Below are 24,970 nucleotides of genomic sequence, written 5' to 3'. Positions count from 1 at the left end.
TTCAAGTATTTCCATCCTTTTATTTAATTTACAACATTAATAATTTTCAGATAAGTTGAGAGTGTGGAATGGGACAGTGGACAGAACCGCTGTCCCACTCCCATCCGATTAGTAAACGAGATTTATCCCATTGTCCTTATAGTAACTCATCCTGCTTGATGTTAACAAATACACTTTTCACTTCCGTATAGTTTTGTAAGCCATAATCTCCACCCATTTCGCGGCCGATTCCTGATTGTTTGTAGCCACCGAAAGGCATTGTTTCCCATTCAAGACCAAAATCATTGATCCAGACTGTACCTGATTGCAGCTTGCTTGCAATGTAATGGCCCTTTTTCATACTTTCTGTCCAGATACTTGCAGCTAAGCCATAGTCACTATCGTTTGCCCGTTTAATTACCTCTTCAATTTTGTTGAAAACGAAAATTGACATGACTGGACCAAAGATTTCTTCACGAGCAATCACCATATGATCTTCTACATCAGCAAAAATGGTTGGCTGAACAAAATATCCTTTTTCGAAGGCCTTTTCGCCGCCAGCCACAAGACGTGCTCCTTCTTTTTTCCCTTGTTCAATATAATTAAGAACGGTTTGACGCTGTTTAGCTGAAACGAGTGGGCCCATTTCCGTCTCAGGATCCATACCTGGTCCAACTTTCAGGGAGTTTGCTCGCTCTGCTAAAGCTTCTACGACACGGTCATAAATGTTTCGCTGTACAAATACACGTGTACAAGCACTACAGTTTTGCCCATGATTGTACATCGTTCCGTTAAAGGCCCCTTCAATTGCTTGTTCAAGATTGGCATCTTCTAAAATAATGGCTGGTGATTTTCCGCCAAGCTCTAGCGTAACGCCTTTAATTTGATCGGCAACCTTTTTCATGACTTCTTTTCCGACAGACGTTGAACCAGTAAATGCTACTTTATCAACATCTTTATGCGTGATGATCGCTTCTCCCGCAATTCCTCCTTTTCCTGGAACAATATTCACAACACCGTCTGGAAAACCAGCTTCTTTAAATAACTTTCCAACGTATAAAAGAGATAGCGGTGTTTCAGTCGCTGGCTTAATAACAACCGTACAGCCAACAGCAAGTGCGGAACCGAGCTTCCACGCTGCCATGGCAAGCGGGAAGTTCCATGGAATAATTTGACCTACAACGCCAACTGGCTCATGAACAGTATAGGTTACATAATCCTTTGAAACCTGAGTTGTCTTACCAAATATTTTCGTAGCCCATCCGGCATAATATCTAAAATGCTGAATGGTTCCATCGACGTCGTCGGCAAGAGCGATATTATATGGTTTCCCATTATCCAATGATTCTAGCTGAGCAAGCTCTTCTCGATTCCCTTCTAAAAAATCGGCAAATTTATAAATGAGATGGGAGCGCTCAGCCGCATCCATTTTTGTCCATTCACCCTCATCAAATGCCTTTCTTGCAGCAGCTACTGCAGCATTAATATCTTCCTCATCCGCTTCACTTACTTCCGCAATGACCTCTTCATTTGCAGGATTAACAACAGAAAACGTTTTACCTCCAATCGATGGAACATATTCACCATTTATATATAGTCCTTTTACACCTTCTAAAAATTCCTGCACTTTTGGTTTCAATTTATAATTTGTCGCTTGCATGTTCTCTCTCCTTCACTATTAGTAGTTATTTACCGTTTCTAAACTTGCAAGAAGGTCTTTTAGCTTTTGATCTTCCTCAAGTGATAGACCTAAACGAGGGTAACGTGCAGGGCCTCCCGCCTGTCCAGTTAATTCCATGGCTCTCTTCACAATTTGCACATATTTTCCAGAACCTTCAAGAAACGCACAAAGGGGTAAAATACGATCATTGATTGCCCATGCCTCTTCAAGCTCACCGTTTTGGAAATGGTTATACATGTCTGTAACAAGTTTTGGCACGATATTTCCTGCAACAGAAATCCAGCCGGTTGCTCCAACTAAGTAGGACTCCATTACAAGTTCTTCAGCGCCGCAAAATACTTCAAAGTCTCCCTTACCTTTTCTTGCAAGTTCTCTTACCTTGCCAATTTCACCGCTTGATTCCTTAATGTGAGTCACATTTTCACAATCCTTACCAATCTGTAACATTAAATCTGTGCTCATATTCACGCCAGAAGTAAATGGGTTGTTATAAAGCATGATTGGTAGATTAACAGCAGTAGATAATTCTTTGAAATGATGGTAGATTTCATTTTCCTTCGGCTTCATGTAATAAGGATTAATGATTAAAGCGCCATCAGCTCCATGTGCTTCAGCCTGCTTTGTATACTCGATTGTTTCTTTTGTTGTTTCAGCAGCAGTACCAACAATAACAGGGACGCGGCCGTTTACTTCCTTCATGACGGTTTCTACCATTTGGAACTTTTCTTCTTTTGATAGACTCACAAATTCACCAGTACTCCCATTGATGACGATTCCTGCCACACCTTGGTCCACGAAGTAGTTAACATTATTCTTTACTCCGCCCCAATCGATTTCCTGCTCCTGTGTCATTGGCGTAATTAAAACTGGAAAAGCTCCTTTGATTTTAGTCATTTTATTTTCCTCCTGTATAATTAATAGTTTTTTATTTTAATAAAAACCCTGCAGATAATGGATCTGTCGGATCTAATACATATGTCTGCATACCCGTAATAAATCCGCGGGCTGAAAAACTAAACTCGTAACCAGTTTCAATTTGTGCTGAAAGTTCAGCTATCAATTTGCCATTAAAAATGCTTTCATTTTCAATTGGGCTGTCAGCAGATATATCGCCATTACCTATTAAATAGGTAATGCAGGCAGCTAGAGTACCAAATCCTGGAGAACGCACAATATAACGATCCGGGCGGAATGTTACCGTTTTGATTTTGCCTTCACTTTTTTGCGAATGATCCAGCAAGATCACTCGGCTGACAGCATGTTTGCCTTCTAAGGCTTCAATCGCCTTTTGCCCCCATTGATTAATGTCAGGAAGGTTCTCCATATCAATCTCAAAAGGCAGCTCTGCTTTATCAAAAATCGCATAGAGATGATCGGCTTGAACTAGAGCAACTTCTGTCTGTAAATCTAAATAAGACACTGGTACATGGGTTTTTACAACCCGGCATGGCTCGCTTTTTAACTCAACTAATTTCACTTCTCCGTCTTTCAGAGCAGCAGTAACAGTAACAACACCGCTGACGGTTTCAATGCTATATTCAATTGAAGGTTTTGCCTTTAATTGGCCGGACTCCAGCAATGCGGTTATAACAGCAACAATTCCGCCATATGCAAAAGGAACTGTTCGGTTATGATCGAAAAAGACAACAGCTGCATCGGCACCGCTCTTAAAAGGTGGAACAACCAAACATCCATTCAGTCCGGCAAATCCGCGGGGCTCATTTAAAAGAAGTTTAATTTCTTCCTCGTAGGCAAGCGAAAATTGCTCATCCAGCTCCTGTAAACTTTGATAATGAATAAATGGTGCATCCCTAATAATACGGTAAGCCTGGCCTGCTACGTGTACATCGGTTGCCGTGTAAGCCTTTTGAATTTTCATTTCGCATCCTCCATTTCATGTTCCATTGGGGGAATGAGTAAAAAGCCTTCTTTAAGCGGATCTTCCTCATTATAAAAGAACCGGTGCATCCCCATTAGCCATGCTGAACCTGTGATTCTTGTAATAACGGCCTCCACACCCTGAACATCTGTTGTTTCAAGGACTCGTCCACGGAATAAAGAGCCGACAATACTCTCATGCACAAATTCCTCATCGATGCCTATCTCCTTTTTAGAATAGAGGACAGATAATTTGGCCGATGTACCTGTTCCGCATGGTGAACGATCAATCCCGCCTGGAGGGACGATGACCGCATTTTTCACATCTGCTTCCTCATGGGTTGGCTCAGTGAAAAATTCAATATGGGTCAAACCGCGAATAAATGGATACTGTGGATGAACGATATCCGTTTTTTCATTAATCGTATTTCTAATTTTGATACCTATTTCAATAATTTTTGATGCATTCTCCGGTGTCAGCTCTAATCCAACAGATTTGGCATCAATAATTCCATAGAAATTACCGCCATAAGCAATGTCTGCATTGACGATTCCAATTCCCTCAACATCAACAGAGACACTCTTTAACAGAAAAGCAGGGACATTACAGAAGGAAACCTCCTTTGCTTTTCCGTTCTCTATCTTAATCTCTACCTCAACAAGACCTGCTGGTGTATCAAGTTTGATTGAAGTAACTGGTTCTTGAACAGGGATTAGCCCCGCTTCAACTAAAGCTGTACAAACACCGATTGTGTCATGTCCGCACATTGGCAAATATCCGCCGGTTTCGATATATATAACACCAATATCTGCTTCCAGATGGCATGGATCTGTCAATAGCGCACCTGACATGACATCATGTCCTCTTGGTTCATTCATCAGCAGCTTACGAATCCAGTCATACTCCTTTTGCATATGTAGCATTTTTTCGGACATTGTTACCCCTTTTAGCTCTGGGAGTCCACTAATCAATGTCCTTGTCGGATTTCCGCCCGTGTGTGTATCAATTGTTGTAAAAATTCGATTTGCCTTCATAAGCTCAACATCCTTTCCTTAAATCGGGAAAAGCTCAGCGGTTCAATTGGGATGCAAGTATCCTTTTTATTAATAATTTCCTCTATCACCTTTCCAGTTACAGCGGCAAGGCTAATTCCGTCTCCTTCATGACCGGCCGCAATATAATAGTTTGGAATTCCCTCAACTTCTGACACTATTGGCAAATGATCCTCCGTCCAAGGGCGTAAGCCCGCATAGGAACGTATGACCATCATGTCAGCCATTTTCGGATAAAATCTAATTGCACGATTGGCAATACATTTAATAATTTCATTGTTTATCTTTGTATTAAATCCAACAAATTCACGGCTACTTCCAATCAAGAAGTTTTGACTCTCAGTTGGTTCGAAAACAAGGGCTACGCCGTATTTTTCAGTAATCGAATCAACCTGGCGCTTGCCGCCAAATTTGGATATTAAGTAGCCAAATTCCATAACTTTTCTTGGACCTACAAATTCCTGGCGTGATGCGACAATGATGTGGCCTTTTCTTGGTTTAATTGGAATGGACAGATCCAGCATCTCGCCAATATATGGAGCCCATACACCTGCAGCATTAATAACATGGTTTGCGGTAAAAATTCCATTAGATGTTTCAACGGTAAATGTACCGTCCGGCTCCCTTCTCATTCCAGTAACCTCAGTTTGTTTATGGGCTTTAGCACCCATTTTCTTTGCACCCTCAAGAAGGTTAAAGGCAAGAAGATATGGGTTAACTGTTGAATCTGTTGCACATTCTAAACCGCCTAATAAATCATCAGCGAAATACTTGGAATCTTGGCGAATATCCTGACGGTCCAGCATCCTGAACGGCAAACCAGCCTCCTTCTGACGGTCAACCCACTTTCGTGCGGCTTCCATTTCTTCTTCTGTCTCACAGACAAGAATGCTCCCAGGAGCCCGATAATCAAAGGGTTGTTTCAATTCTCTGCTTAATTCATCTACTAATTTCTGACTGACAAGTGACATTTGACTATCAAATCCAGGGTCTTTATCAATAGCTAAAATATTTCCATCACAACGTGATGAAGTACCGCTAACAAATTCACCTTTTTCAATAACTGTTACATCTCGTCCAGATTTAGAAGTATAATAGGCAATTGCACAACCTATGATTCCCCCACCTATAACCAAAACGTCACAATAATTTCTCACAAAACCAACCTCCCTTCGTTTTCTTATATAATTTTATTAATGCAAATTTCGTGCCAACTTTTACAAATGCGTAAAAACAACAACTTCCAAACTATTTTTACAATTATTCCAAATACTCTTTTTGTATCCGCTTGCAATTGTCAAAATTTTTGATAAACTGGTGTATAAAATATTAAACAGTGTAAAAATATTTTTACATATTAAGGAGGCTGTCATGTTTGAATTACCGTCAGTCAAAGAAATAATTGAAAATAATTTTATCTATCTAAACCAAGTAGTTAATGAAAGCACTTTAGGAAGGGTTCATTTGCATGATTCCTTCTCTGTATTAGCTGATGTTTGCAAGCACTATCCAGCTGTTACCGTCACAGATTCAAGCGGTCAAGACCTTGGCTGCATCACAAATGAACAAATCATTGATTTTTTGCATGATTCCTACAATCAATTAAAGGCTTTCTATGAAACTGTCATTGAAACGATGGACGCCTCAGTGACAGTAATCGATGCGAATGAGCGTGTCCGCACATGGACACAAGGAGCAGAAAAAATTTTCTCCGTCAAAAAAGATGAGATTTTAGGCAAACCAATTATAGAATTCTTTGAACATCAGAATCTAGAAATCTTAGAAACATTGCACAAAGGAAAAAGAATTCGGGGAAAGGATCACCAAGCAAGATCTAATCTATTTGTTCATATAAATGCAAACCCTGTTTACTTTAATGAAAGGATTATCGGGGCAGTTGTATCGGAAACCGATGTGACAAACCAGGTTGTTCTTAATGAAAAATTATTTAATATGTCGACAGAGGTTCGCCGTTTAGAACAGGAGATGGCGAAATACAGGCCTTTAGATCCCTTTAATGACATTAAGGGGAAAAGCACTGCGATGGAAAAAACGGTGCAAATGGCGAAAAAGGTGTGCTCTGTCCGATCAACCGTATTAATCTTAGGAGAAAGCGGGGTCGGCAAGGAGGTCTTTGCCAAATCCATTCATGAGGCAACCGAAGGGACTGACGCACCATTTATTTCAATCAACTGCGGTGCCATTCCTGAATCATTATTTGAAAGTGAATTATTCGGCTATGAACGCGGTGCCTTTTCCGGTGCGGATCATAGAGGTAAAAAGGGAAAAATTGAACTCGCTAAAGGCGGTACTCTTTTTCTTGATGAAATAGGCGAAATGCCTTTAGAAATGCAGGTCAAAATGCTTCGCGTACTTCAGGAAAGAAAGTATTACAAGGTTGGCGGTGAAAAAGAAATTGAGGCTGATTTCCGGGTAATTGCCGCAACAAATAGGGATTTAACTGAATTAATAAAAGAAGGCCAATTTCGTGAGGATTTATATTATCGGCTGAATGTCGTCAGTTTAAAAATTCCTCCATTAAGGGATCGCCGCGAAGATATCGTTGAACTGATTTATCATTTTTTAAAGGATTTTTCACTACGCTATCAGCGACCGGTCCACCACTTTTCACAGGAAGTTATGCAAGAGATGCTTCAATATAATTGGCCAGGCAATGTCCGAGAGCTCCGTAATGTCGTTGAACGCCTTGTTGTTTTTGCGACAGATGGCGTCATTCGAAAAGAATATTTGCCATTTCATTCAGTAATGAGCTATCCAGATGTATCTGATACGGACCTTCAGGAAAACCAAATGGAATTGAACACGACCATTTTGCCACTTCAGGAGGAAATGGATCAGCACGAGAAAAAGGTACTCGAAAAAGCATTGGAATTAACCCATGGCAACAAATTAGAATGCTCGAAAAAGCTAGGGATCACCCGAGCAACCCTTTACAATCGTCTAAAACGCCTCAGCTTAAGCTAATTTAAAATATAGACTTCAAAGTTGGTACGATTCTTGCATTATATTTTTACATATAGCTGAAGAGGGGGAATTTCCAAATGAATAACAAAGAAGCACTTGTGATCTGTCGTTGTGAAGAGGTTACCTATGGACAAGTTTTCGCAACTGCAAAAGAACATCAATGCACATCCAGGGAGCTAAAGCTTAGAACTAGGGCTGGAATGGGTTTTTGTGGAGGACGCACTTGTAGAGTCATGGTCGATCGGATCATTGAAAGTATCAAACCTAATACAGAAGAAGGAGATATCCCATTAAAATATCAGCCTCCAATTCGCCCTGTAACTTTTGGAACGGCAGGTGAAAATCATGAATAGAATTATAGATCATCCAATTTTAGGAAAATTAGCTGATAGAAAAAAGATTCCATTCAAATTTGAGGGAAAAGAATATGAGGCAAATGAAAATGAAACAATTGCCGCAGCCCTGCTAGCAAACGGTGTGAGAACACTGCGTGTTCATGAGGAAAATGGAACACCAAGAGGGTTTTATTGCAATATCGGCCACTGTATGGAATGCCGTGTAAATGTAAATGGTCAGGCCAATGTAAGAGCCTGTTTAACTGTTGTGAAGGAAAATATGGTTGTTGAAAAAGGGAAACAACATCCTAATATTGTTAAAAGGATGGTGGAGAATCGATGATAGATGTAATCGTAATTGGAGCTGGACCGGCTGGTTTAGCTGGTGCCATATCATGTGCAGAAAATGGCTTAAAAGTAACCGTCATTGATGAATTTGTCAGACCCGGTGGAAGATTACTCGGCCAGTTGCACCAGGAACCGTCTGGTGAATGGTGGAATGGAATAAAAGAATCAGAGCGTCTGCACAATGAAGCTCAAAAACAATCAATAGATATCCGCTGTGGCGTTTCTGTATACAACCTTGAAAAAGACGAGGATTCATGGAATGTTCATACTAATATAGGGACACTAACAGCTCCTTATGTGCTAGTGGCAACTGGTGCAGCCGAGTTCCCAATTCCTGTACCAGGCTGGACACTTCCAGGCGTTATGTCCGTTGGGGCTGCACAGGTCATGACCAATGTTCATCGTGTCGAGGTCGGCAAAAAAGGCATCATCATTGGTGCTAACATTCTAGCATTTGCAATTTTAAACGAGCTGCAATTAGCTGGAATTAATGTGAATCGTATTGTTCTGCCAGAAAAGAGCCCTCTCAGCAAAAATGCCGGAGAACCAGAGGTAGTCATGAAGTCGCTTCTAAATGCGGCCCATCTTGCCCCGTCACCAATCTTGCGTTTCGGTAGTAGTTTTATGAAAAATGAAGGATTCCGCAAATTAGGAATGAAGTTTTTCCCTAAGAACGGCGTTAAGGTGAATGGCACACCATTGCAGCTTAGAAAAGCAGCTCTTGAAATTCTTGGCAAGGATCAGGTAGAAGGCGTCCTCACTGCAGATATTGATGTGAATGGAAATGTGATCAAAGGTACGGAAAAAGTTTACGAAGCAGACTTTGTATGTATCGCAGGCGGCTTGTATCCGCTAGCAGAGCTCACAGCAGTTGCCGGTTGCCCATTCAAATACGTTCCAGAACTTGGTGGACATGTTCCGCATCATTCTGAAAAAATGGAAACTCCGCTCGAAGGATTATTTGTTGCCGGAAATATCACTGGCATCGAGAGCGGGAAAATAGCCATGGCTCAAGGAACAACGGCCGGTATTTCAATTGCTAAACATGCTGGGAAAGGTAGCACTGATATCAACGAGAAGCTTGAACAGGCAATGAAGAACGTTCATACTGTCCGTCAAAACGCTGCCATCCAATTCAACCCTGAAGTTGCAAACGGCCGCAGGAAAATTTATGAGCTTTGGGACGTTTTTTATGGGAAAGAACAGGATACTTTGCAAGAGATAGGATAAAGTTTAGAATGGATCATTCTGGAAATAACATGACTGAAATTTTTATGATCTAACCGTCAATTTTATTGTGATTTTTGCAATCTACATTATCCAACAGTTACTAACAAAAAATAAAGGTACCAGATTAATTCACGAATATGAAGATCCTCTTGAGTTCGTACACATAGGTTTCCCCTCAAATTTGATAGAGCTATTAACTAATCTAAATAACAAAAAGAAATAACCCGGAGCATCCCTATTCTCCAGGTTATTTCTTTAATACAATTTTACAAGCGACGGAATCCGTAGAAACCCCGCCTTATTTAAATTCCTATACTTCACACGACACCTAACCGGCTCGATATAAACAAACCTATTATCCTCCGAAATAACAATGTTTCTATTATCTAGTTTCTTCCGAACAGCTTGTGGCATAAATTCCATTAAGATACCAGCTAGATACCTGAAGCAAATGGAATCTAACTGGTTAAAATGAAGTACTTCTTTAAATTTAGGGCCATCTACCCGCCTTATCCTAATCCCGAATCGCGGCTAATTTTCATCAACAAAATTAGTTTGCCGAAAAGACTTAGCGGATCCCCACAAATTTTTTATGCTCCTTAATAACAAGTGCTATAAAGCTTTCGCGCTCCTCTTCACTACTTTTAAGAAGTTTAATATTTTCAGGCTTGCTTAAGAACCGTTTCACCTTCTTGTTATGCCAAATAATATAATTATAGCGAACATCCTTATCCAATTGGGAAAACCACTCTTCTCCCTTTAATTCACCAATATTTTTTTCAAGTTTAGACTTCGGAGTAGGGATGATTGCATCCAAAATACCACTAAATAACTCACCAATTAAATCACCGATAAAATCACTAATCAACATCATTCCGGCTCCTTGTCATATATGAAGTTGCTTACTAGTTTAAATATATTCTTTGGGGAGAAGGAAGTAAACGTCTGATGACAGGAGATATATATGAAAAAATAGAATCAATTCGTTACCTCAATCCGACCTGGTCCAATTTTAATGTTGACAATTTTGACACAAACTAACTTCTCTACTAACCAAATATTGTGATACGATCAAAGTAGTTCAACATATAGAACCTAGTTTATTATACAAAACCACATAAAAATATTGAGGTGAAACATTTTTGGAATCAAAATATCGTGTCCCTGCGATTGAAAGAGCAAGCATCATTCTTAATCAAATTGCAAAAGAACCAGCAAAACTTCGTCTAATTGACTTGTCAAAGTCATTAGAGATTAATAAAAGTACTATGTATTCCTTACTAACTACGCTTGAATCCCTTGGATGGATTGTCAAAGGTAAAGGAGATACCTACTCCCTTGGACCATCCTTAGGTGCGCTAAGTGCAGCCTACTTTCGACAATTTAGCATTTTACAGTCCTTTTATTTAGAAGCCTATAAATCGGTAAATAAGATCGAGGAAAACATCCAATTAGGGATTTTAGATGGCAAGAAGGTTATTTACTTAGCCAAAGAAGAGGGAAATTCACCTGTTCGCTTACTAACCGACCCAGGCATGAGCTTTCCGGCGCATGCCTCAGCAATAGGTAAAATCCAATTGTTGCAATACAGCTTTGATCAACTGAAAGAATTGTACCAAGACACAGAATTAGAAAGTGTCACTCCAAATACAGTAACAGATCTTAATGTTTTATCGGCACAGCTCGAAACTGCAAAACAACAAGGATATATTTGTGAAACACAAGAAGCAGTACCAGGATTTTTCTGTGTAGCAGCACCAATTTACAATCATGAAAACAAAATTATCGCTGGCGTCAGTTTTACAATGCTTGAAAGCAGCTGGAATGAGAAGCAGGACGCAGCACGAGAAGAAATTACTGACATTGCCGGGCGCCTATCGAAGCAAGCAGGATATATCAACTAAGCCATCGATTTAGTAAATCCTTTTAGCATTTAGAATAGTTTTGAGCATAAGGATTTCATTTAAGGAGGTGATTCCCCTAAATTCGAAAGCGTTACCAGTCATTCGAGTACCTGTTTCCAAGCACCAATACATATCCAAAATGATGAAAAAGAACGAAGCAAGCTTTACCAAGGGTGGAAACCCTAATCTAGATATAAGGGAGAGAGTGCGATGCAAACAGTTAAAAAATTTCATGGGGTCATTCCCCCCGTTGCTACCATCCTTAACAAAGATGGCCGCCTTGATGAAAAAGGAATGGCAACACTGATTGATTTTCTTATCGATTCAAAAGTTGACGGGCTGTTTTTCTTAGGCTCAGGAGGCGAATTTGCTTCAATGTCTATCGAACTACGAAAAGAAGTAGCTGAATTTACCACTCGCTATGTAAATGGCAGAGTGCCCGTTGTAATCGGGACAGGTACACCAAACACGAAGGAAACCATTGCATTAAGCTTACATGCAAAAGAAGCAGGCGCCGATGGCCTTGTCATCATTAATCCTTATTACTATAAGCTTACTGAGGAGAGCCTTTTCCAACACTTTACCGAAATAGCAGAAAATGTGGATCTGCCGATTATTTTATATAACTATCCGGAAATGACAGGTCAAGACTTATCCCCGGAAATGGTCCTAAAATTGGTCCAACAAAATCCTAATATCATTGGTATTAAGGAAACCATCGTCTCAGTGGGACATACAAGAGAAATGATTCGAACCGTCAAGGCAGAAAAACCTGGTTTTGCAGTATTTTGCGGATATGACGATCACTTCTTTAATACGTTAGCTCTTGGCGGAGATGGTTCAATCGGCTTAACTGCGAACTTCGCTCCGGAAATTCAAGTTGGAATCTATCAAGCTTTTAAAGAAGGTAGTTTTGATCAAGCGATTACGCTTCACCGCCAACTAGCTTCATTACTAGAATTGTATAAACTTAATTCACCATTCATGAATGTCGTGAAGGAAGCAATGGTTATGCGAGGAATAGAGGTTTCTACCGAAGTTTTAGCACCAGTAAGACCCCTTAGCGAAGAAAAGAAGTTGTTTTTAAAAAGCTATCTAAAAGAAGTATTGCCAGAAAAAGTGCCCCTTGCTTCCAAGTAGAAAAAATCACTGCATTTCCAAACGAGGGAATGTAGTGCTTTTTTTACATAAATATCTTAATTGCTTGAATCAATTCTATTAACAAAATCTGCCCATGTTCGTCAAGTTTCCCCTTCAACCAAACGTTTGGTTAAATTGACTTCACCCCATGGTAAACAAGGGCTGGTCCTTGACAACGAATAAATAAAATGTTGAAAAATGAAATCAAAATACGAGAAAAATAGCGAAACAACCACTTTTTTCACCTATCGACATACTTTCGACTAAATACAATATAGGCTATACTAATCAAACGTTTGGTTGAAACTGCTGCAAGGGCTGCTACCTATGAATTTCACCTACCAAACTAGCAAGAAACTTGTCGAATGACGCAAATAAATTCCGCAGGAAATAACCTACCTTTCCCCATAATCAGATTAGTTTCTACTGAACTCCTCTCCTTCCAACACCTATCCGAATCCCATTCAAAGAATTTTGCAATTCACCCCAAATTTAACTGAAACTACGAAAAAGTACCTCCAAAAATGAAATTTGCTAGCAAAAATAGCCTCTTACAGGCCAAAAACCCTTCCAAATATGAATAATGTCGATTCGATACAATCGTGTATTCCCGTTATGGTATAGGTACCCGGGAATACATGAATAGCGCGCTTTCTGAAAGGACTTTCCCTTGGAAAGCTTTGAACAATTAGTCGATCAGTACCAACCGATGCTCCATAAAATCATCAAATCGCTCCACCTATACAAAGACAAGGACGAATTCTATCAACACAGTCTGATTGCCCTTTGGGAAGCAAGCCAACGCTTCGACCCCCAAAAGGGGAGCTTCACCAACTATGCCTACACCTATATCAAAGGCTTCCTTCTGATGGAATTGAAAAAATCACACCTAGACCAGGAACGATATGTTTACCCTGATGAGGAATTCTGGGACCTTGTCGTGGATTCCTATTGGGATGACCCATTACAGAAGGAAATTCTCTTATCCTACTGCACAACACTGACACCAAATCAAAAGAAATGGCTCCTGTATACCATGTGCGATCGCCTATCAATCAAGGAAATTGCCGAACTAGAAAAAGTCTCCTTATCAGCAGTGAAAGGCTGGCGTAGCGGGGCCAGAGAAAAAGTAAAAAACTTAGTACGTGAGTAGAATTTGGCCGTACAGGTCAGATATTCGTTAGGACATACGAAACTCACAAGTGTTCAATATATTATGCAGACAACAAAGGGCGCCCAAAAGGGGGTCGAAGAAGCGGTCAAAGCAGTTGGCGAGCTAACGGGAGTTCCAATCAATTATTATGTAGAAACCAATTATGGCGGCTTTCAGGCTATGGTAGATGCCGTTGATGGTATTGAGATGAACGTCCCATTTGCTGTGAAATTAACCCATCCATGGTATGCTGAAAATAAGAACAAAGTCATAAATGCCGGTACACATTCCTTTGATGGAAAAATGGTTGCCGAAGTTGTGCACGAGCGTTATTCCCTTGCAAGTGGTAGTACCACCAAATTCCCGGTGAAGGAAAAAGAATGTACGATGATATTCTGAAGGCAAATAACTACCAGTTAGTCATTGATCAAGAAAAAATAAAAGAACTAGTAACAAAGAACTTTTAACGTTAAAGCCGAATGATGGTTGAATGATAAAACCATCATTCGGCTTTTTTTTACACTACTTGTCGAAATATTTTATTCATTTTCTCCACACTTCTCCCTTTTCTCCTATTTGTATTTGGTTATTATATAGGAAACAATCTCGTTTCATATACTCTAGTTGACCTTTCGGGGATGCATATTCCTTTTAGGGCATTTATTGATGATAACACCAGGTGAAAGCGTTTTCGCAAATAATGTTTATCTATGTCTATCTTGGGAGTGGATTTCATGGACAAGCAGGGAAATCTTTTAGTTGGACTAGTCTGGGGTACATCTCTCAGTATTCCGTTATGGATTGCGTTTTTCGGCTGGTTAAAATTACTTACACATATAATTTTCTAAATCTAATTGGATATCTTCAGGTAAAAAGAAAGCGTAACGATCCTTATTAAGTTAGGGATTTTTTTATTTTGTCTGTTTCATTGAGTTCAGCAAAAGATAAAGTTTGTTCTTAAATTAAGGGCTTTTCATTGATATGTATTTAATAATGTTATCTTCGGGAGTAGACTAATAGTAATAGTGGTCCGGGGCCTTTTTACCAAATAATGGACAAAGGGAAGGAGATGTCACTTGCTTTGGAGAAATTATAGTTACATATTTTTTGGGGGAGATGTGCACCATGAGACAAAGCCGACAATATCAATCTCCATATGCTGCACTGTTTTGGTCATGTGTTTTACCAGGCTTCGGACAGTTTTACAATAAAGATTATATTGTTGGAGCAGTGTTGATCGTCTTGGAATTTTTAATCAATTTAAATTCAAATTTAAATATCTCTCTCATCGGTTCATTCAAAGGTGATATTCAATTGGCACATCAAGCGATTGATTATAGATGGGCGCTTTTTTACCCATCCCTATATGGTTATGGAATTTGGCAGGCATTTAACGCTGCAAAAGCCAATAATGATAAAATGTTAGGAAATGATGCTGGCCAAAGGACCTATTTATCAGGATTCTTTCTTGGTTTGGTATTAGGTATGGATTTTGGTTTATTTTGGCATGACTCCAGTTTTATCACACATTTTAGATTCATTCGATTATTGGATTTCCCTGTCTTTAATGGACTTACACTAGGATTAATGGTAGGAATTCTCGGACATATCATGGAGAATATGTTTTATCGAAAACACAAAGCAGCCCACAGTAACTAAAAAATAGACAGATCGAATTCCACATTCATTTGAGGTAAGTGCCGATTAAATAAGCTCCCAGAGCTCATCAAAGTTCTATTAACTATGCCTAAAAAAACATTTCCACCATTCTCCCGCACAATCCATATTACCCCCATTGTTGGTTAATTAACGATTAACTCAAAATGCACATTAGAAAAACCACCTTTGAGAAAGTAAATATTTTCTCAAAGGTGGTTAATATTTTTAAGTAACAGTTAAATTTTCCCACTAGTTCAAAAAAAGCTCCGCAGGTAGGACTCGAACCTACGACCGATCGGTTAACAGCCGATAGCTCTACCACTGAGCTACTGCGGAATAATATCATGGTGGGCCTAAATGGACTCGAACCATCGACCTCACGCTTATCAGGCGTGCGCTCTAACCAGCTGAGCTATAGGCCCAATTTGGAGCGGGTGAAGAGAATCGAACTCTCATCATCAGCTTGGAAGGCTGAGGTTTTACCACTAAACTACACCCGCATTTTAAAATTTGGAGGCGGCACCCGGATTTGAACCGGGGATAAAGGTTTTGCAGACCTCTGCCTTACCACTTGGCTATGCTGCCTAACTATTATTGGGGAAACCCCATTTAACTTAATGATGGCTCAGGACGGAATCGAACCGCCGACACAAGGATTTTCAGTCCTTTGCTCTACCGACTGAGCTACTGAGCCTATATGTACTTTTCTAAAAAAAATCTATATTAGAACAGTAGATAACCTACTGGGATAAAGATGGCGGTCCGGACGGGACTCGAACCCGCGACCTCCTGCGTGACAGGCAGGCATTCTAACCAGCTGAACTACCGGACCAGAGTTTTTTCAAGCTATGCTTGAAAATAACCTTCATTAATTGCGGGGACAGGATTTGAACCTGCGACCTTCGGGTTATGAGCCCGACGAGCTACCGGACTGCTCCACCCCGCGACAATATTATTTATAAAATGAAAATGGAGGAGGAAGAGGGATTCGAACCCCCGCGCGGTGTTACCCGCCTGTCGGTTTTCAAGACCGATCCCTTCAGCCAAACTTGGGTATTCCTCCGTATAAGTGGAGCCTAGCGGGATCGAACCGCTGACCTCCTGCGTGCAAAGCAGGCGCTCTCCCAGCTGAGCTAAGGCCCCGTATATTAATGTAAAATGGTCGGGAAGACAGGATTCGAACCTGCGACCCCTTGGTCCCAAACCAAGTGCTCTACCAAGCTGAGCTACTTCCCGTTTTGCTGCATTTAAAAAGCTATGGTGCCGAGGACCGGAATCGAACCGGTACGGTAGTCACCTACCGCAGGATTTTAAGTCCTGTGCGTCTGCCAGTTCCGCCACCCCGGCATCAATGGAGCGGAAGACGGGATTCGAACCCGCGACCCCCACCTTGGCAAGGTGATGTTCTACCACTGAACTACTTCCGCATATATGAAAAGTTATTTTACTAACGCAGAAAAGATTTGGTGCGGGTGAAGGGAGTCGAACCCCCACGCCTTGCGGCGCCAGATCCTAAGTCTGGTGCGTCTGCCAATTCCGCCACACCCGCAATATTGAAAGCTATTTTGCTGCCGCAAAATAATAATGGTGAGCCATGAAGGACTCGAACCTTCGACCCTCTGATTAAAAGTCAGATGCTCTACCAACTGAGCTAATGGCTCATCGTATGATGAGAAAAAAATGGTGCCGGCGAGAGGACTTGAACCCCCAACCTACTGATTACAAGTCAGTTGCTCTACCAATTGAGCTACCCCGGCATTGGAAATATGGTGGAGGATGACGGGCTCGAACCGCCGACCCTCTGCTTGTAAGGCAGATGCTCTCCCAGCTGAGCTAATCCTCCACAATGGTGACCCCTACGGGACTCGAACCCGTGTTACCTCCGTGAAAGGGAGGTGTCTTAACCGCTTGACCAAGGGGCCGTATTAAATTTTCACAAAAAAATAGCCCCAAAGGGTTTGCCTGGCAACGTCCTACTCTCACAGGGACGCGTGTCCCAACTACCATCGGCGCTGAGAAGCTTAACTTCCGTGTTCGGTATGGGAACGGGTGTGACCTTCTCGCCATTGCTGCCAGACTTATTTTTTTAGAGGAATCATTCCCTCAAAACTAGATAATGCAGAAGAAGTTGTAAAAACGAGTTCGCTTTAAAATTTGGTTAAGTCCTCGAACGATTAGTATCAGTCAGCTCCACATGTTACCACGCTTCCACCTCTGACCTATCAACCTGATCATCTTTCAGGGTTCTTACTAGCTTGCGCTATGGGAAATCTCATCTTGAGGGGGGCTTCATGCTTAGATGCTTTCAGCACTTATCCCGTCCGCACATAGCTACCCAGCGATGCCCTTGGCAGAACAACTGGTACACCAGCGGTGCGTCCATCCCGGTCCTCTCGTACTAAGGACAGCTCCTCTCAAATTTCCTGCGCCCACGACGGATAGGGACCGAACTGTCTCACGACGTTCTGAACCCAGCTCGCGTACCGCTTTAATGGGCGAACAGCCCAACCCTTGGGACCGACTACAGCCCCAGGATGCGATGAGCCGACATCGAGGTGCCAAACCTCCCCGTCGATGTGGACTCTTGGGGGAGATAAGCCTGTTATCCCCGGGGTAGCTTTTATCCGTTGAGCGATGGCCCTTCCATGCGGAACCACCGGATCACTAAGCCCGACTTTCGTCCCTGCTCGACTTGTAGGTCTCGCAGTCAAGCTCCCTTGTGCCTTTACACTCTGCGAATGATTTCCAACCATTCTGAGGGAACCTTTGGGCGCCTCCGTTACTCTTTAGGAGGCGACCGCCCCAGTCAAACTGCCCACCTGACACTGTCTCCCACCCCGATCAGGGGTACGGGTTAGAATTTCAATACAGCCAGGGTAGTATCCCACCGACGCCTCCACCGAAGCTAGCGCTCCGGCTTCTCAGGCTCCTACCTATCCTGTACAAGCTGTACCAAAATTCAATATCAGGCTACAGTAAAGCTCCACGGGGTCTTTCCGTCCTGTCGCGGGTAACCTGCATCTTCACAGGTACTATAATTTCACCGAGTCTCTCGTTGAGACAGTGCCCAGATCGTTACGCCTTTCGTGCGGGTCGGAACTTACCCGACAAGGAATTTCGCTACCTTAGGACCGTTATAGTTACGGCCGCCGTTTACTGGGGCTTCGATTCAGAGCTTCGCTTAGCAGCTAACCCCTCCTCTTAACCTTCCAGCACCGGGCAGGCGTCAGCCCCTATACTTCGCCTTGCGGCTTCGCAGAGACCTGTGTTTTTGCTAAACAGTCGCCTGGGCCTATTCACTGCGGCTCTTCGAGGCTATTCACCTCAAAAAGCACCCCTTCTCCCGAAGTTACGGGGTCATTTTGCCGAGTTCCTTAACGAGAGTTCTCTCGCTCACCTTAGGATTCTCTCCTCGCCTACCTGTGTCGGTTTGCGGTACGGGCACCATTTATCTCGCTAGAGGCTTTTCTTGGCAGTGTGGAATCAGGAACTTCGGTACTAAATTTCCCTCGCTATCACAGCTCAGCCTTATGTGAGAAGCGGATTTGCCTACTTCTCAGCCTAACTGCTTAGACGCGCATATCCAACAGCGCGCTTACCCTATCCTCCTGCGTCCCCCCATTGCTCAAACGATAAAGAGGTGGTACAGGAATATCAACCTGTTGTCCATCGCCTACGCCTTTCGGCCTCGGCTTAGGTCCCGACTAACCCTGAGCGGACGAGCCTTCCTCAGGAAACCTTAGGCATTCGGTGGATGAGATTCTCACTCATCTTTCGCTACTCATACCGGCATTCTCACTTCTAAGCGCTCCACCAGTCCTTACGGTCTAGCTTCAACGCCCTTAGAACGCTCTCCTACCACTGACATCTAAGATGTCAATCCACAGCTTCGGTGATACGTTTAGCCCCGGTACATTTTCGGCGCAGAGTCATTCGACCAGTGAGCTATTACGCACTCTTTAAATGGTGGCTGCTTCTAAGCCAACATCCTGGTTGTCTAAACAACTCCACATCCTTTTCCACTTAACGTATACTTTGGGACCTTAGCTGGTGGTCTGGGCTGTTTCCCTTTTGACTACGGATCTTATCACTCGCAGTCTGACTCCCACGGATAAGTCTTTGGCATTCGGAGTTTGTCTGAATTCGGTAACCCGATGAGGGCCCCTAGTCCAAACAGTGCTCTACCTCCAAGACTCTTACTACGTGAGGCTAGCCCTAAAGCTATTTCGGAGAGAACCAGCTATCTCCAAGTTCGATTGGAATTTCTCCGCTACCCACACCTCATCCCCGCACTTTTCAACGTGCGTGGGTTCGGGCCTCCATCCAGTGTTACCTGGACTTCACCCTGGACATGGGTAGATCACCTGGTTTCGGGTCTACGACCACATACTAAAAACGCCCTATTCAGACTCGCTTTCGCTGCGGCTCCGTCTTTTCAACTTAACCTTGCATGGGATCGTAACTCGCCGGTTCATTCTACAAAAGGCACGCTATTACCCATTAACGGGCTCTAACTACTTGTAGGCACACGGTTTCAGGAACTATTTCACTCCCCTTCCGGGGTGCTTTTCACCTTTCCCTCACGGTACTGGTTCACTATCGGTCACTAGGGAGTATTTAGCCTTGGGAGATGGTCCTCCCTGCTTCCGACCGGATTTCTCGTGTCCGGCCGTACTCAGGATCCACTCAGGAGGGAACGAAGTTTCGACTACAGGGTTTTTACCTTCTATGACGGACCTTTCCAGGTCGCTTCATCTACCCCGTTCCTTTGTAACTCCATATTGAGTGTCCTACAACCCCAAGAGGCAAGCCTCTTGGTTTGGGCTATGTCCCGTTTCGCTCGCCGCTACTCAGGGAATCGCGTTTGCTTTCTCTTCCTCCGGGTACTTAGATGTTTCAGTTCCCCGGGTATGCCTTCTATACCCTATGTATTCAGGTAAAGATACTGTTCCATTACGAACAGTGGGTTCCCCCATTCGGAAATCTCCGGATCAAAGCTTACTTACAGCTCCCCGAAGCATATCGGTGTTAGTCCCGTCCTTCATCGGCTCCTAGTGCCAAGGCATTCACCGTGCGCCCTTTCTAACTTAACCTAAAAGGTTTATAACTCTTAATTCAATAAGAGAGAAAAACTAAAATGGCGATTACTCGGTTCTTACATTGACTTCTTCATTACGATTATCTAGTTTTCAAAGAACGATTGAAAAAAGCTTTGAGAGAATTGTACTCTCAAAACTAAACAAACAAAGATCGTGTCAAAAGCAAACTGTTTTGTCTGGCTCACAAGTCCAGCTTTATCCTTAGAAAGGAGGTGATCCAGCCGCACCTTCCGATACGGCTACCTTGTTACGACTTCACCCCAATCATCTGTCCCACCTTAGGCGGCTGGCTCCTTACGGTTACCCCACCGACTTCGGGTGTTACAAACTCTCGTGGTGTGACGGGCGGTGTGTACAAGGCCCGGGAACGTATTCACCGCGGCATGCTGATCCGCGATTACTAGCGATTCCGGCTTCATGCAGGCGAGTTGCAGCCTGCAATCCGAACTGAGAATGGTTTTATGGGATTGGCTAAACCTCGCGGTCTTGCAGCCCTTTGTACCATCCATTGTAGCACGTGTGTAGCCCAGGTCATAAGGGGCATGATGATTTGACGTCATCCCCACCTTCCTCCGGTTTGTCACCGGCAGTCACCTTAGAGTGCCCAACTAAATGCTGGCAACTAAGATCAAGGGTTGCGCTCGTTGCGGGACTTAACCCAACATCTCACGACACGAGCTGACGACAACCATGCACCACCTGTCACTCTGTCCCCCGAAGGGGAACGTCCTATCTCTAGGAGTGTCAGAGGATGTCAAGACCTGGTAAGGTTCTTCGCGTTGCTTCGAATTAAACCACATGCTCCACCGCTTGTGCGGGCCCCCGTCAATTCCTTTGAGTTTCAGCCTTGCGGCCGTACTCCCCAGGCGGAGTGCTTAATGCGTTAGCTGCAGCACTAAGGGGCGGAAACCCCCTAACACTTAGCACTCATCGTTTACGGCGTGGACTACCAGGGTATCTAATCCTGTTTGCTCCCCACGCTTTCGCGCCTCAGCGTCAGTTACAGACCAGAAAGCCGCCTTCGCCACTGGTGTTCCTCCACATCTCTACGCATTTCACCGCTACACGTGGAATTCCGCTTTCCTCTTCTGCACTCAAGTCCCCCAGTTTCCAATGACCCTCCACGGTTGAGCCGTGGGCTTTCACATCAGACTTAAAGGACCGCCTGCGCGCGCTTTACGCCCAATAATTCCGGACAACGCTTGCCACCTACGTATTACCGCGGCTGCTGGCACGTAGTTAGCCGTGGCTTTCTGGTTAGGTACCGTCAAGGTACCGGCAGTTACTCCGGTACTTGTTCTTCCCTAACAACAGAGCTTTACGACCCGAAGGCCTTCATCGCTCACGCGGCGTTGCTCCATCAGACTTTCGTCCATTGTGGAAGATTCCCTACTGCTGCCTCCCGTAGGAGTCTGGGCCGTGTCTCAGTCCCAGTGTGGCCGATCACCCTCTCAGGTCGGCTACGCATCGTCGCCTTGGTGAGCCGTTACCTCACCAACTAGCTAATGCGCCGCGGGCCCATCTGTAAGTGACAGCCGAAACCGTCTTTCAGCTTTTCCTCATGAGAGGAAAAGGATTATCCGGTATTAGCACCGGTTTCCCGGTGTTATCCCAGTCTTACAGGCAGGTTGCCCACGTGTTACTCACCCGTCCGCCGCTAATCACCGAAGTGATTCGCTCGACTTGCATGTATTAGGCACGCCGCCAGCGTTCGTCCTGAGCCAGGATCAAACTCTCCAAGAAAGTTGATTAGCTCATTTGTTACGTTGGCTTAGCTTCATTTCTGAAACTAATAATTTTTGTTTGTTTTGCACGATATTGTTTGTTTAGTTTTCAAAGAACAATTTATTATGTCAGAAGCGACATTTACTATCATATCAACTTTCTATCATTATGTCAATATAATATTTTATCTTTTTTCTATCACTTTTTGCTATAAAATATGTTCGGCTAAAAGCGACTTTCTTATAGTATCATCTTCGATTTATTTATGCAATAGGGAGAATTACTTTTTTAAATAGAAGTTTTTGAATTGAAAGCTTTTTGGATAACTTTTCTCATGATATAGATCAATAGAAAATTGCTTTATTTCCAAATGAAAAGTTTTCATGTTCCAACTATTCAAAGAGCCAAACGAAGGACTGGCTCAACGAACAATCTTTCTAAATGTACTAGGATAAACCTCTTTCTCATGCTTTTCCAAATACCACTACTAATTGTAATAAATTTCTATATAATGGATTTAGGTAGGAGCACTTCAGTGTCTCTGCAGTGCTCCGTTTATATAGATAAAAAGAGGGGGGCGAAACATTCAATGTCGAATGATCATGAGGTTTTATTAGATAAAGGAAAGCAAAATGGTCCAAAAGTGAAAATAGAAAGGAAAGAGGGAGAACCGACGCCAGCTTTCAAAGGGGCTTCTTGGGCAGCGTTATTGGTGGGTGTGACGGCTTATCTAATCGGCCTATATAACGCATCGATGCAACTGAACGAAAAGGGATATTACTTTGCCGTTTTGGTATTCGGGCTTTATTCAGCAGTTTCTTTACAAAAAGCAGTAAGAGATAAAGATGAGGGAATACCAGTTACTAATATATATTATGGTATTAGCTGGTTTGCACTTATTGTAGCTATCGCATTAATGGGGATCGGTTTATTCAATGCAGGAAGTATTGATTTAAGCGAGAAGGGATTTTACGGTATGGCATTTGTTCTAAGTTTATTTGCAGCCATTACGGTTCAAAAGAACATTAGAGATACACAAGTGGCAAGAGAACGAAATTGATTAGGGAAGTAGGGAGCAAGAGAACCATCCCCTTGCTTCCCCCTTGCTAGCTCTTTAACTTTTCAATTTCCTGATTGAGCTCTTCTTCACTCACAAAGCTGTTATAGGCTGCGTCAAACTGAGCGAGTTGTGTAGAAAACTGATTGCCCACTTGTACTTCTGCTTCCATCATTAAGATCTGATCTTCAGCACGAGCTACTCCTCTTGCAATATCATCCGTATTGAAAGAAACCGTCGCTTTCTGGATTTGTTTCTTCGACTGCGCCACATTGGCTCGGGATGCGAGCAAGATTTTCTTTTGCTGCATTTGGTTGTATGTTTCCTTCAGTTGGTCCAATTTTTCAATAAGAATTTTTGTTTGTCCCTTAAGCGACTCTAATTGTCCCTGATAAAGATGTAACTGGCTTTCTTGATTGAGTTTCTCTTGAACAGCTAATTTTGCCATCGCCTCGTCGCCATGTTCAATCGCGAGTTTGGCCTGACGGGTACGCTTGTCCACCAACGCTTTCACCTGTGAAATTAGTGCCTCTTGCTTTTTCTCTACATAAATTTGTCTTGCTAGCGCTTTCTGACCTTTGACAATTTCCTGCTCCATTTCCCTCGAATACTCATTTAACATCTCAATCGGATCCTCAATCCCGTCTAATAATCCGTTAATGTCTGCCTTTGCAATCGTTTTGATTCTTTTAAAAATACCCATATTATTCATTCTCCTTTTTATTTAATAGATTTTTTTCCCATTGATCTAAAACGCTAGCATTTTGGTTTGTGACCGGTATATGCGAGCCTATCACAGAGGTGTCAATAAACTGTTGCATCGATGAAGCTTTTGATTTCTTTCTAAGCCATCTCACTAATAGAACCACGGCTGCCAGTCCAATAATAAGGAAAAGCCAAGGAAATCCACCACCATGGTGCGCACCATTCATCATTTGGTGACCGCCATTCATCATCTGCTGGCCGGCATCAAATCCGCCACCATGCTGACCCATGCCACCGCCATGTCCATGTGGACCTCTAGCATGCTCGCTGCCCCCTCCTAATAGAAAGTGGAGTACGTTGATCACTAGTACCGAAGCGGCAATAATGCCTCCCCAGAAAATACCCTTTTTTACCTTTGTGTTCATCTCTCTTATCTCCTTTCGTTATCTTATGTAATGAATATAATAGAGTTTGGTGAAATCTTGGTGAAAAGAGGAGGCTAGTTATAAAGCTTTTTATTTTTTTGGGAGTTCGACTAACAAAAAAGGTATTCTTAGTGTCACACAGGCATAGAAACAAATAATTCCCATTTATTATCCAGCAAAAGTTGTAAGTCTCAAAATATAGGTCATAAGTTCCACTAAGCACGTAATAGGTCTCGGAAACAAAGGAACTTGATAGTATAGAAAATCAAATAGGTGTCCATTCTATTAGAAAAGGCATGTCAAAAGATTGCTAGAGGAGAAGCAGCCTGGGTTACATGTGGTTTTTCAAAAATAATAGGTTAGGGGAATGAACAAATGCACGATTTAACGAATATTTACAACGAACTCACTGCGATGAAAACGTCGGAATTAGAGAAATGCAACATTGAACTCAATAACAATCATAACGAAACGGTAAAAAAGGCATTAATGGTATATAAAATAGAACTTCTCGAATGTTTAGATATGTACGACCACTATTTAAACTCCTAACGATACCCAGGCTATTCGATGCCTGGGTATTTCTTTGTTCACTATTTCTGTATGAGATAGAA

19 protein-coding genes, 17 tRNA genes and 3 rRNA genes are annotated in these 24,970 nt (G+C 42.6%); 11 read left to right on the top strand and 28 right to left on the bottom strand.

Annotation, left to right across the window (positions count from 1 at the left end; genetic code table 11):
• Positions 1-136: 136 nt before the first annotated feature.
• Genes RCG22_RS17815 through RCG22_RS17795 form a run of 5 tightly spaced genes read right to left on the bottom strand, consistent with a single transcriptional unit; the run spans position 137 to position 5,748 of the window.
• Complete coding sequence (locus tag RCG22_RS17815) at positions 137-1,639, bottom strand: aldehyde dehydrogenase family protein (RefSeq protein ID WP_308104013.1); 1,503 nt, start codon at positions 1,637-1,639, stop codon at positions 137-139.
• An 18-nt stretch (positions 1,640-1,657) separates the two neighbouring features.
• Entirely contained in the window at positions 1,658-2,554 is an 897-nt protein-coding gene (gene dapA, locus RCG22_RS17810) for a 4-hydroxy-tetrahydrodipicolinate synthase (protein WP_308104012.1), read from the bottom strand.
• Between the two features lie 31 nt (positions 2,555-2,585).
• The gene (locus tag RCG22_RS17805) at positions 2,586-3,539 is read right to left on the bottom strand and encodes a proline racemase family protein (protein WP_308104011.1); all 954 of its coding nucleotides are present in this window, start codon (positions 3,537-3,539) and stop codon (positions 2,586-2,588) included.
• Positions 3,536-4,573: a proline racemase family protein gene (locus tag RCG22_RS17800; RefSeq protein WP_308104010.1), complete on the bottom strand. Its 1,038-nt coding sequence runs from the start codon at positions 4,571-4,573 to the stop codon at positions 3,536-3,538. Before RCG22_RS17800 ends, RCG22_RS17805 begins: the two co-directional genes overlap by 4 nt.
• Positions 4,570-5,748 carry an NAD(P)/FAD-dependent oxidoreductase gene (locus tag RCG22_RS17795; protein ID WP_308104009.1) on the bottom strand — a complete coding sequence of 393 codons (1,179 nt, stop codon included), beginning with the start codon at positions 5,746-5,748 and terminating at the stop codon, positions 4,570-4,572. The genes RCG22_RS17800 and RCG22_RS17795 overlap by 4 nt, the downstream gene beginning before the upstream one ends.
• 214 nt (positions 5,749-5,962) lie before the next feature.
• On the opposite strand from RCG22_RS17795, the gene RCG22_RS17790 reads away from it, so the two are divergent.
• From RCG22_RS17790 to RCG22_RS17775, 4 genes are all read left to right on the top strand, one after another.
• Entirely contained in the window at positions 5,963-7,576 is a 1,614-nt protein-coding gene (locus RCG22_RS17790; RefSeq protein WP_308104008.1) for a sigma-54 interaction domain-containing protein, read from the top strand.
• A 77-nt stretch (positions 7,577-7,653) separates the two neighbouring features.
• On the top strand, positions 7,654-7,929 hold the full coding sequence (locus RCG22_RS17785) for a (2Fe-2S)-binding protein (protein ID WP_308104007.1): 276 nt from the start codon (positions 7,654-7,656) through the stop codon (positions 7,927-7,929).
• Positions 7,922-8,254, top strand: a complete 333-nt coding sequence (locus RCG22_RS17780) for a (2Fe-2S)-binding protein (RefSeq protein WP_308104006.1) — start codon at positions 7,922-7,924, stop codon at positions 8,252-8,254. Before RCG22_RS17785 ends, RCG22_RS17780 begins: the two co-directional genes overlap by 8 nt.
• The gene (locus tag RCG22_RS17775) at positions 8,251-9,489 is read left to right on the top strand and encodes an NAD(P)/FAD-dependent oxidoreductase (RefSeq protein WP_308104005.1); all 1,239 of its coding nucleotides are present in this window, start codon (positions 8,251-8,253) and stop codon (positions 9,487-9,489) included. Before RCG22_RS17780 ends, RCG22_RS17775 begins: the two co-directional genes overlap by 4 nt.
• Positions 9,490-10,057: 568 nt before the next feature.
• Here RCG22_RS17775 and RCG22_RS17770 read toward each other — a convergent pair.
• Positions 10,058-10,363: a hypothetical protein gene (locus RCG22_RS17770; RefSeq protein ID WP_308104004.1), complete on the bottom strand. Its 306-nt coding sequence runs from the start codon at positions 10,361-10,363 to the stop codon at positions 10,058-10,060.
• Positions 10,364-10,631: 268 nt separating this feature from the next.
• Between RCG22_RS17770 and RCG22_RS17765 the strand changes: the two genes are divergently transcribed.
• The 5 genes from RCG22_RS17765 (at position 10,632) to RCG22_RS17745 (ending at position 15,345) form a co-directional block, all read left to right on the top strand.
• A complete protein-coding gene (locus RCG22_RS17765) occupies positions 10,632-11,393 on the top strand; it encodes an IclR family transcriptional regulator (protein ID WP_308104003.1) in 762 nt (253 codons plus the stop codon).
• Between the two features lie 210 nt (positions 11,394-11,603).
• Entirely contained in the window at positions 11,604-12,533 is a 930-nt protein-coding gene (locus tag RCG22_RS17760; protein ID WP_308104002.1) for a dihydrodipicolinate synthase family protein, read from the top strand.
• Positions 12,534-13,203: 670 nt separating this feature from the next.
• Positions 13,204-13,686, top strand: a complete 483-nt coding sequence (locus RCG22_RS17755; protein WP_308104001.1) for a sigma-70 family RNA polymerase sigma factor — start codon at positions 13,204-13,206, stop codon at positions 13,684-13,686.
• A 63-nt stretch (positions 13,687-13,749) separates the two neighbouring features.
• On the top strand, positions 13,750-14,085 hold the full coding sequence (locus tag RCG22_RS17750) for an LCP family protein (protein WP_308104000.1): 336 nt from the start codon (positions 13,750-13,752) through the stop codon (positions 14,083-14,085).
• A gap of 726 nt (positions 14,086-14,811) precedes the next feature.
• The gene (locus RCG22_RS17745) at positions 14,812-15,345 is read left to right on the top strand and encodes a DUF5683 domain-containing protein (RefSeq protein ID WP_308103999.1); all 534 of its coding nucleotides are present in this window, start codon (positions 14,812-14,814) and stop codon (positions 15,343-15,345) included.
• Positions 15,346-15,609: 264 nt separating this feature from the next.
• Here the strand turns inward: RCG22_RS17745 and RCG22_RS17740 are convergent.
• From RCG22_RS17740 to RCG22_RS17645, 20 genes are all read right to left on the bottom strand, one after another.
• Positions 15,610-15,681, bottom strand: a tRNA-Asn gene (locus RCG22_RS17740).
• Between the two features lie 9 nt (positions 15,682-15,690).
• Positions 15,691-15,767: transfer RNA gene (locus RCG22_RS17735), tRNA-Ile, on the bottom strand.
• A 4-nt stretch (positions 15,768-15,771) separates the two neighbouring features.
• Positions 15,772-15,845, bottom strand: a tRNA-Gly gene (locus RCG22_RS17730).
• An 11-nt stretch (positions 15,846-15,856) separates the two neighbouring features.
• Positions 15,857-15,930: transfer RNA gene (locus tag RCG22_RS17725), tRNA-Cys, on the bottom strand.
• Positions 15,931-15,966: 36 nt separating this feature from the next.
• Positions 15,967-16,039, bottom strand: a tRNA-Phe gene (locus RCG22_RS17720).
• A 61-nt stretch (positions 16,040-16,100) separates the two neighbouring features.
• Positions 16,101-16,177 (bottom strand) — tRNA-Asp (locus tag RCG22_RS17715).
• Between the two features lie 40 nt (positions 16,178-16,217).
• Positions 16,218-16,291, bottom strand: a tRNA-Met gene (locus RCG22_RS17710).
• Positions 16,292-16,315: 24 nt separating this feature from the next.
• Positions 16,316-16,408, bottom strand: a tRNA-Ser gene (locus RCG22_RS17705).
• A gap of 7 nt (positions 16,409-16,415) precedes the next feature.
• Positions 16,416-16,488: transfer RNA gene (locus RCG22_RS17700), tRNA-Ala, on the bottom strand.
• Between the two features lie 16 nt (positions 16,489-16,504).
• Positions 16,505-16,581, bottom strand: a tRNA-Pro gene (locus RCG22_RS17695).
• A 22-nt stretch (positions 16,582-16,603) separates the two neighbouring features.
• A tRNA-Leu gene (locus RCG22_RS17690) sits at positions 16,604-16,692 on the bottom strand.
• 5 nt (positions 16,693-16,697) lie between these two features.
• Positions 16,698-16,772 (bottom strand) — tRNA-Gly (locus RCG22_RS17685).
• Between the two features lie 37 nt (positions 16,773-16,809).
• Positions 16,810-16,894: transfer RNA gene (locus tag RCG22_RS17680), tRNA-Leu, on the bottom strand.
• 36 nt (positions 16,895-16,930) lie between these two features.
• Positions 16,931-17,006 (bottom strand) — tRNA-Lys (locus RCG22_RS17675).
• A 20-nt stretch (positions 17,007-17,026) separates the two neighbouring features.
• A tRNA-Thr gene (locus RCG22_RS17670) sits at positions 17,027-17,102 on the bottom strand.
• Positions 17,103-17,112: 10 nt separating this feature from the next.
• Positions 17,113-17,188, bottom strand: a tRNA-Val gene (locus RCG22_RS17665).
• Between the two features lie 4 nt (positions 17,189-17,192).
• A tRNA-Glu gene (locus RCG22_RS17660) sits at positions 17,193-17,267 on the bottom strand.
• Positions 17,268-17,305: 38 nt separating this feature from the next.
• Positions 17,306-17,422: ribosomal RNA gene (gene rrf / locus RCG22_RS17655) — 5S ribosomal RNA — on the bottom strand.
• 77 nt (positions 17,423-17,499) lie between these two features.
• A 23S ribosomal RNA gene (locus RCG22_RS17650) occupies positions 17,500-20,438 on the bottom strand.
• 211 nt (positions 20,439-20,649) lie between these two features.
• Positions 20,650-22,187, bottom strand: a 16S ribosomal RNA gene (locus RCG22_RS17645).
• The 16S, 23S and 5S rRNA genes sit together here with 17 tRNA genes alongside, the layout of an rRNA operon.
• A gap of 571 nt (positions 22,188-22,758) precedes the next feature.
• Between RCG22_RS17645 and yiaA the strand changes: the two genes are divergently transcribed.
• A complete protein-coding gene (gene yiaA / locus RCG22_RS17640) occupies positions 22,759-23,229 on the top strand; it encodes an inner membrane protein YiaA (RefSeq protein WP_308103998.1) in 471 nt (156 codons plus the stop codon).
• 46 nt (positions 23,230-23,275) lie between these two features.
• Here yiaA and RCG22_RS17635 read toward each other — a convergent pair whose 3' ends face one another.
• On the bottom strand, positions 23,276-23,929 hold the full coding sequence (locus RCG22_RS17635) for a PspA/IM30 family protein (RefSeq protein WP_308103997.1): 654 nt from the start codon (positions 23,927-23,929) through the stop codon (positions 23,276-23,278).
• A 1-nt stretch (position 23,930) separates the two neighbouring features.
• Positions 23,931-24,356, bottom strand: coding sequence for a hypothetical protein (locus RCG22_RS17630; RefSeq protein WP_308103996.1), 426 nt, complete (start codon positions 24,354-24,356; stop codon positions 23,931-23,933).
• A gap of 375 nt (positions 24,357-24,731) precedes the next feature.
• On the opposite strand from RCG22_RS17630, the gene RCG22_RS17625 reads away from it, so the two are divergent.
• On the top strand, positions 24,732-24,908 hold the full coding sequence (locus tag RCG22_RS17625) for a hypothetical protein (RefSeq protein ID WP_176525628.1): 177 nt from the start codon (positions 24,732-24,734) through the stop codon (positions 24,906-24,908).
• The last annotated feature ends 62 nt before the right edge of the window (positions 24,909-24,970 follow it).

It is taken from the genome of Neobacillus nitrireducens (assembly GCF_030915405.1).
In the GTDB taxonomy this organism is placed as follows: domain Bacteria; phylum Bacillota; class Bacilli; order Bacillales; family Cytobacillaceae; genus Neobacillus.
Note: the sequence above shows the minus strand (reverse complement) of the source record. Positions and strands in the feature narration are given on the sequence as shown.

Bases quoted from the DNA above. Each gene is read 5' to 3' on its own strand.
- RCG22_RS17815 (WP_308104013.1), bottom strand. From the start codon at position 1,639: ATGCAAGCGACAAATTATAAATTGAAACCAAAAGTGCAGGAATTTTTA.
- dapA (WP_308104012.1), bottom strand. From the start codon at position 2,554: ATGACTAAAATCAAAGGAGCTTTTCCAGTTTTAATTACGCCAATGACA.
- RCG22_RS17805 (WP_308104011.1), bottom strand. From the start codon at position 3,539: ATGAAAATTCAAAAGGCTTACACGGCAACCGATGTACACGTAGCAGGC.
- RCG22_RS17800 (WP_308104010.1), bottom strand. From the start codon at position 4,573: ATGAAGGCAAATCGAATTTTTACAACAATTGATACACACACGGGCGGA.
- RCG22_RS17790 (WP_308104008.1), top strand. From the start codon at position 5,963: ATGTTTGAATTACCGTCAGTCAAAGAAATAATTGAAAATAATTTTATC.
- RCG22_RS17785 (WP_308104007.1), top strand. From the start codon at position 7,654: ATGAATAACAAAGAAGCACTTGTGATCTGTCGTTGTGAAGAGGTTACC.
- RCG22_RS17780 (WP_308104006.1), top strand. From the start codon at position 7,922: ATGAATAGAATTATAGATCATCCAATTTTAGGAAAATTAGCTGATAGA.
- RCG22_RS17775 (WP_308104005.1), top strand. From the start codon at position 8,251: ATGATAGATGTAATCGTAATTGGAGCTGGACCGGCTGGTTTAGCTGGT.
- RCG22_RS17770 (WP_308104004.1), bottom strand. From the start codon at position 10,363: ATGATGTTGATTAGTGATTTTATCGGTGATTTAATTGGTGAGTTATTT.
- RCG22_RS17760 (WP_308104002.1), top strand. From the start codon at position 11,604: ATGCAAACAGTTAAAAAATTTCATGGGGTCATTCCCCCCGTTGCTACC.
- RCG22_RS17750 (WP_308104000.1), top strand. From the start codon at position 13,750: ATGCAGACAACAAAGGGCGCCCAAAAGGGGGTCGAAGAAGCGGTCAAA.
- RCG22_RS17745 (WP_308103999.1), top strand. From the start codon at position 14,812: ATGAGACAAAGCCGACAATATCAATCTCCATATGCTGCACTGTTTTGG.
- yiaA (WP_308103998.1), top strand. From the start codon at position 22,759: ATGTCGAATGATCATGAGGTTTTATTAGATAAAGGAAAGCAAAATGGT.
- RCG22_RS17635 (WP_308103997.1), bottom strand. From the start codon at position 23,929: ATGGGTATTTTTAAAAGAATCAAAACGATTGCAAAGGCAGACATTAAC.
- RCG22_RS17630 (WP_308103996.1), bottom strand. From the start codon at position 24,356: ATGAACACAAAGGTAAAAAAGGGTATTTTCTGGGGAGGCATTATTGCC.
- RCG22_RS17625 (WP_176525628.1), top strand. From the start codon at position 24,732: ATGCACGATTTAACGAATATTTACAACGAACTCACTGCGATGAAAACG.